The organism is Paenibacillus sp. EB106-05-06-XG162, from assembly GCF_058791655.1.
Window position 1 is genome coordinate 292,433 of record NZ_JBYTDT010000002.1, and the last position, 13,585, is coordinate 306,017.

Here is a 13,585-nt window from a genome sequence, read left to right on the forward strand (position 1 = left end):
CATATTAGGATGATTTGCGGAATTCTTTCATGAATTGTCCCAAAGAAACACGTGCACAGACGAGCGCTATGATAGCGAATACCAAGGCCCAGATGACGGCGGGGATAAAGGTTGCTTCACTCAAATTCGTCGCATCCCCTGCATATCCCGGTATGGTGAGTGCAGTGAACACCAGATAGACCGGGGCGAAGACAGATTCAACCAAGCAGATGAATGCAATAAGTACGAAATAGAGTTCGCGAACGAGAAGCCATGGAATCCACAGCATCAAGAGGTTGATCGCGATAAATCCGAGAGCCCAGAAGACGCCGAAGCTGTTGCGTATGAAGAAGATTAAATTGATCAGTGTGATGATGCTTAGCAGAATCAGCCCTGCACGTGCCTTGTCTCGAGCATAGAGGGTGAACAGCAACGCCGTGATAAGGGATGCCGTTATGTACCCGGCGAGTGAGATCGGAATGAATCTCCACGAGTCCCACACCTGGGAATAGGTTACCCCGCTATGGTCGTTGAATAAATGAATATAGAGCACTTTACCCGACAACAACAAAGTGATGAGTGCGTGCCCAAATTCGTGGATCATCGTGTCTACATTTCTAAAATAAGAATTAAATGGAATGATATATGTTAGGACTGCTGCAATAACGATAAAGATGATTGTCGTTCCCCATTTACCCATATGGCTCGCACACCTCATTTAATATAATCCTTCGATTTTTAGCATAGAGGATGTGCGGCGGGTTGTAAACGATTAGGTCAACAATTTAAGGCCAACCGCAGAACAGAGGACCATAGAAATGAACAGAATCCGGCGCCACTCCTTGGATTCGCCATAGAAGAACATTCCGAGCAGTGCCCCGCCTGCCGTACCGATTCCCGTCCAGACGGCATAGGCCGTACCCATGGAGATGGAGCGCATGGAATAGGACAAGAAACCGAAGCTGCATGCGAAGGTGATGGCAAGGAGTACGTAAGAGATGAATTTGCCGTCGCGATTGATCTTGTTGATCGCCATCACGCCCGCCACCTCACAGAAGCCTGCAATAATAAGAGATAACCATGCCATTATGCTTCAGCCTCCTTCGGTTTCGTAATGGATTTTAAGCCGACCACGCCAGCTACTAGCAAGGCAATGAGCAAGATTTTAATTAAGTTGAAAGGTTCGCCGAAAAACAACATTTCCGCAATGACAGCTCCAGCTGTACCCAGCCCCGTAAATACCGCGTAGACTGTTCCAAGCGGCAATGCTTTGGATGCCCGCATAAATACCGTAAAACAAATTGCAATGATAATGACGGTGCCAAGCCATTCATACCAGGTCGAAGCATGCTTCAATCCGGATACCCAGACCACTTCGAGCATGGAAGCGACCAGCACCATGAGCCAATGTTTATTCATGATTAATTCCCCTATCTGTTGTTCTAAGCTAAAGATATACCTCTCCAGAAAACCATCCATGACGCATCAAAGCGTCGTTGATAACGTTCTTTGCCGCTATATAACAGCTCGATTTGCAGCCCATCGGATAGACACAGGAAAGCGGATGCCGCATGTGCCGCCCCAATCCCGCGCAGTTCTTCTCGGTCACATGAGGTTTGAATCGTCTGCTCCAGCACCTGCTTCCATTGGTCGATATGCGCATAAACCTTTTCCGAGACTTGATCGCACAAACTCTTCGGTGGAATGAAGGATACCCGCAGCAAGAATTTCGCGGCTTCACTCTGTTCATACCGATGAAGCTGGTAGTCTAAGACGCCATGCAGGCGTTCTTCTAACGAAATGTGCGAATGATCGTGCATATATTGGATCAGCGCTTGATATTCCTCGTGAAGCACCTCATCCAAGACATGCAGGAATAAGTCCTCTTTTCCCTTGAAATGCGCGTAAATGGAAGGCTTCTTAATCCCGACGTCTTCAGCGATCTGTGAGAGAGAAGCTCCACTATAGCCATGGACGGCGAAATGTTCTAAGGCAACTTGTTGAATACGCGTTGCGGTGGACATGTACGACGTACCTCCTTGTGCTGTCTACCTACCGTTCGTTAGGCACAATGCAATATAGCACATGAAATGTTCGAATGTCAATGCATGGTTGATAGAAGTCACTGCCGAATTTGGGGGACTCAAGGTAGATTGAGAACGATAGATTCGAATCGCTTGTCGAGGTAAACACCACCGGAAGGAGGAGCTATGTGATTCATGCCAGCAATTGCTTCAGTACGCACATGTGCGGCTCAATCATTGTCGCTTCGGAGAACAGAAGAGCACCTGCGGCGGATGTCCTGAGCACTGCTATAAGCCGGCAAAGCGCGAGGAGATTCGAGCGGTCATGCGGTATGCGGGACCTCGCATGGTACTGCATCATCCGATGGCGCTCTTACGCCATACGATCCATGGATTGATGCGCATGCGTAAGAAGTAATTCCCTTCCATCCGCCTACAGCATGGGGTATAGTATTAATGCAATGGCACAACCCCATGGAAAGAGGAATTGAAATGAATCGCATATTGAAACTGCTTATCTTCATCCTCGTATGCGTGATGTTCGTGTACTCGAGCATCGGTTTATTCGGCTATACCGTACCTGCTGCAGTCAGTATTTCCACCTCGCTTACGGTAATATTTATCGGGCTAATTATTTTTATGGAGAATCGGCATCCTTCAAGCACGATGGCATGGATTTTGCTGCTAGCATTATTGCCGGTTGTTGGATTTGTTTTTTATTTGATCTTTGGCCAGACGTATCGAAGCAAACGGCGCAAATATGTTGAGAAGGGGATGCAAAATCAAGAAGCCTATCAGCATTACAAACAACAAATTCTTCGCAATGAAGAAGAAATTAAAGATTACTGCGAAAATCAGCAGAAGATGTTTCGGTTATCTCTAAAGCTCGCTAAGAGCACGATTTCGTTCTCAGGCAGCAGCACCGAGGTGCTCACAAATGGGAAGAAAACATTCGATGCGCTTATTCGGGAGCTGGAGCTCGCGCAGCATCACATCCATATGGAATATTACATTTTTCGAAATGACCACATTGGAACGCAGATTAAAGATATTCTCGTTCAGAAGGCGAGAGCAGGGGTAGAGGTTCGTTTCCTGTACGATGCGGTGGGGAGCTATCAACTGCCGTCATCTTTTCTCCAAGAAATGCGGAATGCGGGAATCGAAGTGATGTCCTTTATGCCGGTGAAGTTCCCGACCTTCTCGAATAAGCTGAACTACCGCAATCATCGTAAAATCGTGGTCATTGACGGGAATGTCGGATTTATGGGCGGATTAAATGTGGGAGACGAATATTTAAGCCGCAGCAAGACGTACGGATTCTGGCGGGATACGCATATGATAATTAAGGGGCAAGCGGTCCGATCGCTGCAGATCATTTTCATGCAGGACTGGCAGTATATGACCGGCAAGTCGTTCATGCTGCCAGAGTACTTCTCCCCTGCGGAGGTGGAGAGCACGCCTGGTGCGGTGCAGATTATTCCGAGCGGCCCGGATAGTGAATGGACGACGATGAAGAGCTTGTTCTTCTCCATGATCACATCGGCGAAGGAGTCCATCTGGATGGCGACGCCATATTTTATCCCTGATGAAGATATATTAAGTGCATTGCGGATCGCCGCGTTGTCAGGGATCGAAGTGCGTATTCTTTTCCCAGCCAAACCAGATAAATGGCTTCCATTCCTTGCTTCGCATTCGTATTTCAGTGGATTAATTGATGCGGGTGTCGAAATTTATGAGTATGAACGTGGTTTCTTGCATTCCAAATTAATGATTATTGATGGTGAGACGGCATCCATTGGTACGGCGAATATGGATATGCGCAGCTTTCATTTGAACTACGAAGTGAATGCGCTCTTAGTGCGTACCGCAAGTGTGCAGCGGATGGTACAGGATTTTGAACGTGATATGACGTTTGCAAGCCGTATTGACTCGAAGAAATTCGCGAATAAGAAGGTGATTGTCCGTTTCCTGGAGTCGGCCGCAAGGCTGTTCTCTCCGTTGCTATAAGTTAACAGGGGTATGGCGGACAGATTGAGTTACTTTAATAAGAAGAAGGGGTGAGCGGGGATGAAGTATAACAGCGTGTTCGATATTATCGGGCCGATTATGGTCGGTCCTTCGAGTTCCCATACCGCGGGTGCGGCGATCATCGGTCGTCTGGCTCGCAGTGTGTTCGGAAGAGAGCCGAAGCGGGCGGATATTCATTTGTACGGCTCTTTTGCAGAGACATATCGCGGGCATGCGACGGATGTGGCCATTGTAGGTGGGCTGCTTGATTTCGATACGAACGATGAGCGTATTCCGAATTCGTTACAGCTGGCGAAGGAAGCGGGACTTGTTGTTGAGTTTCATAAAGAAGAGGCGGTCCCGGAGCATCCGAACACGACGAAGATTCGCTTGGAAGATGAGCGGGGATCCCTTGAGGTTATTGGCATATCGATTGGTGGCGGCAAAGTGGAGATTACGGAATTGAACGGCTTCAAGCTGCGGCTAAACGGGATGTATCCGGCGATTCTTGTGCTGCATGATGATCGTTATGGCGTGATCTCAGGTGTGACGAATATTCTGACACAGCATCGTGTGAATATTGGGCATATGGAAGTATCGCGGAAGGAAAAAGGCCAAATGGCGCTCATGGTCATCGAAGTGGATCAGAATTTGGAGGATGCCATCCTGGATGAGATTCGGAAGCTGGATCATGTGACCCAAGTGACGCGGATGAGCCCATAACGGGATTGAGAAATAGAGGAAATAAGGAAAGTAACATTCGAATGAGGGGAGTCGAAGTGACATGTTCCGAAATGTAGCAGAGCTCGTAGAAAAGGCACAAAATCAAGGCATTTCGATTGCGGAGGTCATGATTCAACAGGAGATGGAGTTCGCGGAGCTCAGCCGCGAAGCCGTCGTCGCTCGCATGGAGCGCAATTTGGATGTCATGGAACAAGCCGTCGATAAAGGGCTGGCAGGCGTACAATCCTTGTCTGGATTGACGGGTGGGGACGCTGTCCTTATGCAGCAATACATTGCAAAGGGGAAGACCTTATCCGGGCCATTCATCCTCGATGCGGTATCGAAGGCGGTCGCGACGAATGAAGTGAATGCGGCGATGGGGATGATCTGTGCGACGCCAACGGCAGGTTCGGCAGGTGTCGTACCGGGAACATTGTTCGCTGTTCGGGAGACACTAAAGCCGACGCGTGAGCAAATGGTTCATTTCTTGTTCACGGCAGGGGCATTCGGCTTCGTAATCGCGAATAACGCGTCCGTATCGGGTGCAGCTGGTGGTTGTCAGGCGGAAGTTGGCTCTGCGACAGGGATGGCCGCAGCAGCGCTTGTAGAACTGGCAGGCGGAACGCCGGAGCAGTCCGCACATGGAATGGCCATTGCATTGAAGAATTTGCTTGGGCTCGTGTGCGATCCTGTAGCAGGACTCGTCGAAGTACCTTGCGTGAAACGGAACGCAATGGGTGCAGCCGTCGCGATGGTTGCGGCAGATATGTCGCTCGCAGGCATTAAGAGCCGTATTCCAGCTGATGAAGTTATTGAAGCGATGTACCGCATTGGACAAGGTATGCCAAGTGCGCTTCGCGAGACGGCTCGTGGCGGATTAGCTGCGACACCAACAGGCAAGAAGCTAGCTGAACAGATATTTGGCGAGAAGCAGTAAAAAGGGGGCCGCTGTTCGTTCAATGGGGCCGATGGGGTAAGGTGAGAATGAAGCAAGTCCCTTGTCCATACCGGCTCTTCACTTCAATCTGGCCATGATGCAATTCGATGAGCTTGGACACAATCGACAGACCAAGTCCGCTGCCGCCGTGCTGCCGGGATCTGGATTTCTCCACACGGTATAGCCGGTCGAAGAGGTAGGGAAGCTCGGCTTCTGGAATGCCGATGCCCGTGTCTTGAATGGATATCCGGCATTGCTCCGTACCTGGCTCGATTGACGCTGTAATAGAACCTTGATCGGTATAACGAATGGCATTGTCGAGCAGATTCACCAGGATCTGCTCTAGACGTCCTTCATCGCCCCAGATTTGGATGACGGAGGCTGGTGTTTGCAAGCAAAGTTCAATGCCTTTCTGGGCAGCATTCAGAGATACATTCGAGAGAACGCGTTCCATTAATGGGACGAGGTTCAAGGTTTCGGGTTCCAGACGGATCTGGCCGTCCTCCAGCTTCGATAATTCGAACAAATCATTAATTAATCGATTCAATCGCTTCGCTTCATGATGGATAATCATGAGGTATTGCTGTTCTTCCTCCTCGCTCTCATAGAGCCTCTCCGCAACGACCCGTGCATAACCCTCTAAATAAGTAATTGGGGTCTTCAAATCATGTGATATATTCGCAAAAAACTCACTCCGCGTATTCTGATACCGCTCCAAATCCCGTGCCATATCATTGATCGATGCGGCAAGCGCGCCGATCTCATCTTTGGATTCTACGGCTACTCTTGTATCCAAGTGACCGATCGCAATATTGCGCGTCGCGGTCACCATCTGTTGTATGGGCTTCGTTAATTTGCGTGATAGAACAAACGAGAAGGCTAGACCGATCACCATGCCAACGATACATAGAATCAGTAGCAGTTGTCGGATGTTATGGAGGAACGCAACAATCGGTGCGAGGGAGGCAGTCATAATGACACTTCCTTGGAAGATGTCGCGATCCATTAATGGCAGTCCTGAGATGATAAAGCCTTGGCCTGTCGCAGTCGTAATCTCGGTATCGATAGATTGACCCTTCTGTAGCGCCTGCAGCATGGAAGGCGTTAGATATTGTTCCAGCGGTTGCTCCATGTTGGAAGATCTGCTAGCAATTGCGCCAGTCGCATCGAGCACGTGAATGCCGACCTTGGAGAATTCGGCCATCGTTGTGATGGCATCAGGATTGATGCCATGCTGCGTATTTGCCATTTTCAGAAAATGGGCTGCAAGCTCCATATTCTCCTCATGGGATTTCTGGATATAGAATTTCGTAATGACGCGGTCTGTCACAAAGCCAAGCAGGGCGAACACGAGCAGGAAGATGGAGAGCATTGTAACGCCGAGCTTTATATCTACACGATTCCACTTCACCTTAGTGTCCTCCTGATTGGAATTTGTACCCTACACCCCATGCCGTCTGTATGGGTGAGAATGATAAATTTGCACGGTGCGCTTTTTCACGGATGTTCTTCACATGGTTATCGACCGATCGAACATCCCCGTTGTAATCGAAGCTCCAGAGCTGTTCGACGATATGGTCGCGCGTAAAGACCCGATGCGGATTCGAGGCAAGCAGATATAGGATATCGTATTCTTTGGGCGTGAAATCGACGAGCTGGTTCTGAATATGAATCTCACGGCGGTCAGGGTAGATCGTCATGTCTTCAAAAGTCAGCGGCTGTGTGATCGATGATGGCGTTGGTATATTCAACTGCTGCACGCGGCGGAGCAATGCACCTACACGGGCGACGAGCTCGCCAGGATCAAATGGTTTGATTAGATAGTCATCTGCACCGAGATTGAGCCCTGTAATCCGATCCTTAGTCTCACTGCGTGCGGTAAGCATCAGGATCGGCAGGGTTTGAATGCGGCGAATTTCGGTACATACCGCATAGCCATCCATTTCTGGCATCATAATATCGAGAATGACGAGATCGATCGGCTGCCTGTTCAGCCATTGCAGTGCCTCGACTCCATTCTGAGCTTCATGGATGAGATAACCTTGTCTTTTGAGATAAATTCGTATTAAATTACGCATTTGGGGTTCGTCGTCGACGACGAGGATTTGGTTAGCGGTCATTCGCTTCACCTCCATCATGAGCTTCCTCTCCATTATAACGAGGAATTATGTATGTTTTGTATGTGATCTACATCATTTACACATAATTGTTCGATATAATCCGATTCAGAAATGAACGAAGGAGATGAAATGATGAAAGGAACATATAAGCTTGGTATGCTGCTCGTGATCGGCACGCTTGCGGTTCTGCTTGTGGGCTGTAAAGATCAGAGCACCGAAGCGACAGCACCTGTAGAGGTATCGAGCAATAAGACCATTACATTGACGGCACAGGCAAGCATGCTGGAGGTGAAGGATGGAGTGAAGCTTCCGGTCTGGACCTACAACAATCAAGTGCCGGGTCCGCAGATTCGGGCTAAAGTAGGCGATACGATCCATGTCACATTGAAGAATGAACTGGATGTGCCTGTATCGATACACTGGCACGGCTATCCGGTGCCGAATGAGATGGACGGTATTCCAGGTGTGACGCAGGATGCCGTAGTCCCTGGCAAGAGCTTCACGTATTCCTTCAAAGCGACGGTTCCCGGAACCTATTGGTACCACTCCCATCAGGACAGTGTGAATCAAGTGGATAAAGGACTGTATGGCACCCTGATCGTAGAGGATCCGAAGGAGAAGTATGACCGGGATTATACACTCGTATTGGATGAATGGGTCAATGACGGAAAGTCAGAGACAGATAGCAATGACATGGCAGGTATGGACCATGGGAATATGGATATGTCGGGCATGAGTGAAGGCGGCATGGAAGGCATGGATCATTCGCAGATGGGAAGCGATTCGAAGGGGTCTGAGGATTCATCGATGGCGGGTATGGCCGGGATGGACCATGACATGAGTATGTACAATTTATATACGGTTAACGGGAAAGCCGGGGCGAGTATACCTGCACTTGAGGTGAAGCAAGGGGAGCGCGTCCGTGTCCGGTTCGTTAACGCGGGCTACATTGAGCATAGAATGCATCTGCAAGGCCATGATTTCAAAGTCATTGCGTCAGATGGGCAGCCGATTGCGAATCCCGTTTCGATCCGCGACCAGCTCCTGGCGATTGCGCCTGGCGAACGATATGATGTGGAGTTTATAGCGGATCAGTCCGGTAATGTGCTCATTGATGAGCATGGGGTGGATGCACGGTCTGACAATATGCGTGTCGCGATTGCCTATGAGGGAAATAAGGGTAAGACTTCACCGTCTGATGCTTCGCAATCCTTTCCCGTATTTGATCTGACGAAGTATGGCGAGAAGCGTGATGCCGCAGCGAAGCTATCGCTGAATACAGCATTTACACAGAAATTAACCTTGCGTCTGAACACGGCGATGAAGGGTGGAAAGATGGTCTATACGATCAATGATAAGGTGTTCCCAGACACGAATCCGATTCCGGTAAAGTCGGGTGACAAGGTAAAAGTAACGTTGATAAATGAATCCAAGACCGATGACCATCCGATGCATCTGCACGGTCACTTCTTCCAAGTGCTCAGCAAAGACGGCAAGCCTATTGAGGGATCCGATCTCGTAAAAGATACGTTAAGCCTGAAGCCGGGAGAGCAATATGTGATTGCATTTGAGGCGGATAATCCGGGAGAGTGGATGTTCCATTGCCATGATCTGCACCATGCTTCCGCAGGAATGGTAACCGAGGTGAACTATTCGGATTATAAGAAGGCGTATGTACCAGACCCGAGTGTAGGGAATATGCCGGAATAAGATATATGAAAAAAAACACCCTCTTGCGATATGATCACTTGTAGATAAGGGATCATGTCGCAGAGGGTGTTTGTTGTTATTGAAGAATTAGTAGCAGCAAACTGGCGGTCTATGTTGGATTTTGTCCAAGATATGACGCTGAATTGAGGCTAATGTTCCTCTATATTGTATTTGTGCAGGATAGAAGCTTTATATCGCCATATGTTCTGCTTATACTGCCTAAAGTTCGTGCAAAAATACAGGATAACACGCTATTGGAGGATAATAACCTCTTAGTTAATGTAAATATCCATGATAGCGGGGTTACTGCTCGAAGTTAGACGTGTAATCTATCTTCTGCCGCGCCCGCTGTTACCACCACGACTACCGCGGCCTGAATCTTGGCGTCCGCCACGGCCCGCTGGCTGCGTGGAGCGACTACTGCTGCGCTCACCGCGTCCCGCGGATTGCGCTGCGCGCCCGAAGTCGCGCTCACCGCGTCCCGCGGATTGCGCTGCGCGCCCGAAGTCGCGCTCACCGCGTCCCGCGGATTGAGCCGCGCGCCCGAAGTCGCGCTCGCCGCGTCCCGCGGATTGCGCCGCGCGCCCGAAGTCGCGCTCACCGCGCCCCGCGGATTGCGCCGCGCGTCCACCGCTGCGCTCCTCGCGCCCCGCGGATTGCGCCGCGCGCCCGAAGTCGCGCTCACCGCGTCCCGCGGATTGCGCCACACGCCCGCTGTCGCGCTCACCGCGCTGTGCGCCACGGCCTGCGCTGCCGCGGGAAGCCCCGCGCTCGCTGTTGCGCCCTGCACCGCGACGCTCACCGCCACCGCGACCCGCCTTCGGCGCGTCCGTGCGGTTCTGGCGTCCCGCTTTGGCTAGGGATGCCTTCGCGTCGCCCGTGCGCTCAAGCCCTGCGGCACCGAGCTGGCGCTTCGGCAGCGTCATGCGGATGCCGCGCTCGATGACTTCTAGCGCTCCGCGATCATGCGATGTCACGAATGTAATCGCGGTACCTGTATTCCCGGCACGGCCTGTCCGTCCAATGCGGTGAATGTAGAGCTCAGCGTCAGCCGGGATATCATAGTTGAAGACATGCGTGACGCCTTCGATATCAAGGCCGCGTGCAGCCATATCTGTCGCGACGAGGATTTGCAGCTTCGCTTCACGGAATTTCTTCATGACCTGTTCACGCTTCGCTTGCGTCAGGTCACCGTGAAGCTCGTCCGATGCGTATCCTTGCTCTTGCAGCTCTTGATTCAGCTTGCTCGCCCGGCGCTTGGTCCGGCAGAACACGACAGCTAGATACGGATGCTGCTGCTCGATCAAGGTGCAGAGGTCGTTGAATTTCGAGCGATCCGTCACCTGCATCGCAATTTGTGTAATTTCCGTTAAAGTAACTTGTTTCGCTTCCACTTTCACATGGTGCGGCTGCTTCATATAAGCTTGTGCTAATTGACGCACTTGCTGTGGCATTGTCGCAGAGAAGAGTAATGTCTGACGACGTGTAGGCGTCTGAACAATAATATCCTGAACATCCGTCAAGAAGCCCATGTGCAGCATTTGGTCCGCTTCATCCAGGACGAGCATTTTCAGCTTGCCTAGGGTGATCGAACCACGGCGAAGATGGTCTAGCAATCGCCCAGGCGTTGCTACGACGATATGGACAGCGCCTTCAAGCTTACGCAGCTGTCGTTCAACATCTTGTCCACCGTAAGCTGCAAGGACGCGTGCACCTACAACGGGAGCAAGCTTTTTCAGCTCCGATGTGATCTGGATAGCTAGCTCACGCGTCGGTGTCAGGATAAGCCCTTGTACACCGTCATTGTTTACATTGATACGCTCGAGCATTGGCAATACGAATGCGAGCGTCTTCCCCGTACCTGTCTGCGCTTCGGCGATGACATCATGTTCATTGTGTATAAATGGAATGGACTCTTCTTGAATAGGTGTCGGGGATGAGATCCCGAGCTCCTGCAGCTTCAGGACGAGTTCCGTTCGAAGGCCTAATTTGTTAAATGGTTTTGTCATGAGATTGATGAGCTCCCTTATCATAAATTCCTGTTGCTATTGTAACATGCGCGGCGTCTTAAGCAAGCGGCGTCGGCATCTTCCGTTTCCTTGTTACCGCGGTACAGCATATATCCTTTACTGTGGTTGGGTGGATTTGGTATGTATTGTTTTCCAGTTATCTATTGACTATTATCATCAAAACAGGGCATACTGTGAAAACATTCTCATAGAAGTTGTTTAAAAAGTCATCATTTGATCACGAAGTCATTCAAGAAGCATAATCGACATCGAATCTTGCGTTCACCTTCGAAGAGCATATGCTTACGAAGTATGTTTCCTCCGGAAACATTTCAGGTACTCATTTAGGTTTCGCCTAAACTCCGTTCATCTGAAAGTTTTTAGAAAGAAAACTCTCTACGGAAGCATAAGCTCTTCAGGTTCTCGCAACCTATGCTTACGCTTACGATGTAAGTTTTCTTAAAAACTTTAAGGTGCTGAAATACCGACTTTTTGAACACGCACTCATAGAAGAAGTTCATAAGCTAACTGCGTTTCATCCGAACTAAGCAATTGCATATGAGGTAGTTTACTGCAAAATCGATAAGGTACAAGTATGATAATTATTTGAACCATATCATATGAAGGAATTAATGAATCAAGCAGTGTTTTCCCACACTACATCTTAGATTACACAATAAGGGGTTATTTATGTCAAAGAAGTCACAGCAGCGCAACAACACGGATCAATTCTCATCTTTTGGTTTCATTATGGCTGCGATCGGCAGCGCCGTAGGTATCGGGAACATGTGGAAGTTTCCCTATCTCACCGGGAGTAACGGAGGGGGAGCCTTCTTATTTGTATTTATCATTTGTTTAGTCTTGGTAGGTATTCCGATTCTACTCGCAGAGCTGTCTTTGGGTCGTGCAGGTCGCGGCGATGCGATGACTTGTTTTCAAGTATTGGCGGTTAAGCAGCGCAAGTTGTGGGCTAGCTTTGGGCTGTTATCCATCATCGCGGCATTTATGATCTATTCGTTCTATATTGTTGTTACGGGTTGGACGTTCAACTATGCGGTAGTATCATTCTCCGGTGCGTTATATCGTCAACCGGATTTTGCTGCGTATTTTAAGGAGTTTTCAGGAGGGGGATGGCCTCTCTTCTATATGATCGTGACCGTCGTGATTGCGGCTCGCGTGCTGATGAAAGGCGTATCCAAGGGGATTGAGCTGTTCAATAAAATACTGATTCCCGTCCTAGGTGTTTTGCTTATTGCATTAATGGTGGTGTCCTTAACTCTTCCTGGTGCAAAAGCAGGCATCGAGTTTTTCCTAAAACCTGATTTCTCGGAACTATCGATTCAATCGACACTCGTCGCACTTGGACAAGCGTTCTTCTCGTTATCACTCGGGATGGGGGCGATGGTCACGTACGGTGCTTATGTGGAGAAAGATCAATCGTTAGGCAAAGCAACGCTCGCCGTGAGTGTCGGGAACATTATCTATGCGGTTATCGCGGGACTTATTATCTTCCCGATGACCTTCTCGTATGGACTCGAGCCTACGGCAGGCCCAGGGCTGATCTTCGTTGCATTGCCAGCGGCTTTTGCGAATATGCCATTCGGACATATGCTCGGCGGTTTGTTCTTCCTGCTTATTGCATTTGCAGCGTTGACATCCTGCGTATCCGTTCTGGAGGTTATTATTGCGTTCGTCATCAAGCATTTAGGTTGGACACGTCGTCGTGCCGTCACCGTGCTGTCCTGCTTAGCAGCGATTCTTGCGATTCCGATCTCCCTATCCGTCGGTGGTCCTATCGCGGAATGGAAGTTATTCGGTTTCAATCTGTTCGATTTGTTCGATTATATCGCATCGAATATATTCCTGCCGATTGCCGGGTTAGGGGTTACATTATTCATTGGTTATATCACCAAAGCTGGGGCGCAAGAAGCGAACCTGCATCCGGGAATGAACAAGGTATGGCTCACCTTACTGCGTTATGTGGTCCCCGTCTTCGTGGTCCTTATCTTCCTGTATTCCACAGGGCTTATTGCATAATACTTCACGACGACTCGTGCAGACAGGAGAAATTGCATT

Annotated in this window: 13 protein-coding genes; 6 read left to right on the forward strand and 7 right to left on the reverse strand. The window is 49.6% G+C overall.

Features of this window, described 5'->3' with window-relative positions; all coding sequences use genetic code 11:
* Positions 1 to 4: 4 nt before the first annotated feature.
* The 4 genes from AC3WU2_RS07145 to AC3WU2_RS07160 all read right to left on the reverse strand — a co-directional run bounded on the left by AC3WU2_RS07145 (position 5) and on the right by AC3WU2_RS07160 (position 2,003).
* Positions 5 to 679, reverse strand: a complete 675-nt coding sequence (locus AC3WU2_RS07145) for a M50 family metallopeptidase (RefSeq protein ID WP_492452707.1) — start codon at positions 677 to 679, stop codon at positions 5 to 7.
* A 72-nt stretch (positions 680 to 751) separates the two neighbouring features.
* Positions 752 to 1,066 carry a DMT family transporter gene (locus tag AC3WU2_RS07150; RefSeq protein ID WP_018754653.1) on the reverse strand — a complete coding sequence of 105 codons (315 nt, stop codon included), beginning with the start codon at positions 1,064 to 1,066 and terminating at the stop codon, positions 752 to 754.
* Positions 1,066 to 1,398, reverse strand: a complete 333-nt coding sequence (locus AC3WU2_RS07155) for a DMT family transporter (protein WP_314590883.1) — start codon at positions 1,396 to 1,398, stop codon at positions 1,066 to 1,068. Before AC3WU2_RS07155 ends, AC3WU2_RS07150 begins: the two co-directional genes overlap by 1 nt.
* Positions 1,399 to 1,421: 23 nt before the next feature.
* Positions 1,422 to 2,003 carry a TetR/AcrR family transcriptional regulator gene (locus tag AC3WU2_RS07160; protein ID WP_492452710.1) on the reverse strand — a complete coding sequence of 194 codons (582 nt, stop codon included), beginning with the start codon at positions 2,001 to 2,003 and terminating at the stop codon, positions 1,422 to 1,424.
* 148 nt (positions 2,004 to 2,151) lie between these two features.
* On the opposite strand from AC3WU2_RS07160, the gene AC3WU2_RS07165 reads away from it, so the two are divergent.
* The 4 genes from AC3WU2_RS07165 to sdaAA all read left to right on the forward strand — a co-directional run bounded on the left by AC3WU2_RS07165 (position 2,152) and on the right by sdaAA (position 5,670).
* A complete protein-coding gene (locus tag AC3WU2_RS07165) occupies positions 2,152 to 2,421 on the forward strand; it encodes a nitrous oxide-stimulated promoter family protein (RefSeq protein ID WP_492453193.1) in 270 nt (89 codons plus the stop codon).
* 74 nt (positions 2,422 to 2,495) lie between these two features.
* A complete protein-coding gene (cls, locus tag AC3WU2_RS07170; RefSeq protein WP_492452712.1) occupies positions 2,496 to 4,010 on the forward strand; it encodes a cardiolipin synthase in 1,515 nt (504 codons plus the stop codon).
* A 60-nt stretch (positions 4,011 to 4,070) separates the two neighbouring features.
* The gene (gene sdaAB / locus AC3WU2_RS07175) at positions 4,071 to 4,733 is read left to right on the forward strand and encodes an L-serine ammonia-lyase, iron-sulfur-dependent subunit beta (RefSeq protein WP_018754658.1); all 663 of its coding nucleotides are present in this window, start codon (positions 4,071 to 4,073) and stop codon (positions 4,731 to 4,733) included.
* Positions 4,734 to 4,794: 61 nt separating this feature from the next.
* Positions 4,795 to 5,670 carry an L-serine ammonia-lyase, iron-sulfur-dependent, subunit alpha gene (gene sdaAA / locus AC3WU2_RS07180; protein WP_492452715.1) on the forward strand — a complete coding sequence of 292 codons (876 nt, stop codon included), beginning with the start codon at positions 4,795 to 4,797 and terminating at the stop codon, positions 5,668 to 5,670.
* Positions 5,671 to 5,689: 19 nt separating this feature from the next.
* On the opposite strand, the gene AC3WU2_RS07185 is transcribed toward sdaAA, so the two are convergent.
* The gene (locus tag AC3WU2_RS07185) at positions 5,690 to 7,081 is read right to left on the reverse strand and encodes a sensor histidine kinase (RefSeq protein WP_492452717.1); all 1,392 of its coding nucleotides are present in this window, start codon (positions 7,079 to 7,081) and stop codon (positions 5,690 to 5,692) included.
* A gap of 1 nt (position 7,082) precedes the next feature.
* Entirely contained in the window at positions 7,083 to 7,790 is a 708-nt protein-coding gene (locus AC3WU2_RS07190) for a response regulator transcription factor (protein WP_492452719.1), read from the reverse strand.
* 132 nt (positions 7,791 to 7,922) lie between these two features.
* Here AC3WU2_RS07190 and AC3WU2_RS07195 point away from each other — a divergent pair, with 132 nt between their 5' ends.
* Positions 7,923 to 9,500, forward strand: coding sequence for a multicopper oxidase family protein (locus tag AC3WU2_RS07195; RefSeq protein ID WP_492453195.1), 1,578 nt, complete (start codon positions 7,923 to 7,925; stop codon positions 9,498 to 9,500).
* 329 nt (positions 9,501 to 9,829) lie between these two features.
* Here the strand turns inward: AC3WU2_RS07195 and AC3WU2_RS07200 are convergent, their stop codons facing one another.
* Complete coding sequence (locus AC3WU2_RS07200) at positions 9,830 to 11,509, reverse strand: DEAD/DEAH box helicase (protein WP_492452721.1); 1,680 nt, start codon at positions 11,507 to 11,509, stop codon at positions 9,830 to 9,832.
* 690 nt (positions 11,510 to 12,199) lie between these two features.
* Between AC3WU2_RS07200 and AC3WU2_RS07205 the strand changes: the two genes are divergently transcribed.
* Positions 12,200 to 13,546 (forward strand): sodium-dependent transporter, encoded by a 1,347-nt coding sequence (locus tag AC3WU2_RS07205; RefSeq protein WP_492452723.1) that lies wholly within the window; start codon positions 12,200 to 12,202, stop codon positions 13,544 to 13,546.
* Positions 13,547 to 13,585 lie beyond the last annotated feature (39 nt).

Coding starts and splice junctions, on each gene's coding strand:
- AC3WU2_RS07145 (WP_492452707.1), bottom strand. CDS start 679: ATGGGTAAATGGGGAACGACAATCATCTTTATCGTTATTGCAGCAGTC.
- AC3WU2_RS07150 (WP_018754653.1), bottom strand. CDS start 1,066: ATGGCATGGTTATCTCTTATTATTGCAGGCTTCTGTGAGGTGGCGGGC.
- AC3WU2_RS07155 (WP_314590883.1), bottom strand. CDS start 1,398: ATGAATAAACATTGGCTCATGGTGCTGGTCGCTTCCATGCTCGAAGTG.
- AC3WU2_RS07160 (WP_492452710.1), bottom strand. CDS start 2,003: ATGTCCACCGCAACGCGTATTCAACAAGTTGCCTTAGAACATTTCGCC.
- cls (WP_492452712.1), top strand. CDS start 2,496: ATGAATCGCATATTGAAACTGCTTATCTTCATCCTCGTATGCGTGATG.
- sdaAB (WP_018754658.1), top strand. CDS start 4,071: ATGAAGTATAACAGCGTGTTCGATATTATCGGGCCGATTATGGTCGGT.
- sdaAA (WP_492452715.1), top strand. CDS start 4,795: ATGTTCCGAAATGTAGCAGAGCTCGTAGAAAAGGCACAAAATCAAGGC.
- AC3WU2_RS07190 (WP_492452719.1), bottom strand. CDS start 7,790: ATGACCGCTAACCAAATCCTCGTCGTCGACGACGAACCCCAAATGCGT.
- AC3WU2_RS07195 (WP_492453195.1), top strand. CDS start 7,923: ATGAAAGGAACATATAAGCTTGGTATGCTGCTCGTGATCGGCACGCTT.
- AC3WU2_RS07200 (WP_492452721.1), bottom strand. CDS start 11,509: ATGACAAAACCATTTAACAAATTAGGCCTTCGAACGGAACTCGTCCTG.
- AC3WU2_RS07205 (WP_492452723.1), top strand. CDS start 12,200: ATGTCAAAGAAGTCACAGCAGCGCAACAACACGGATCAATTCTCATCT.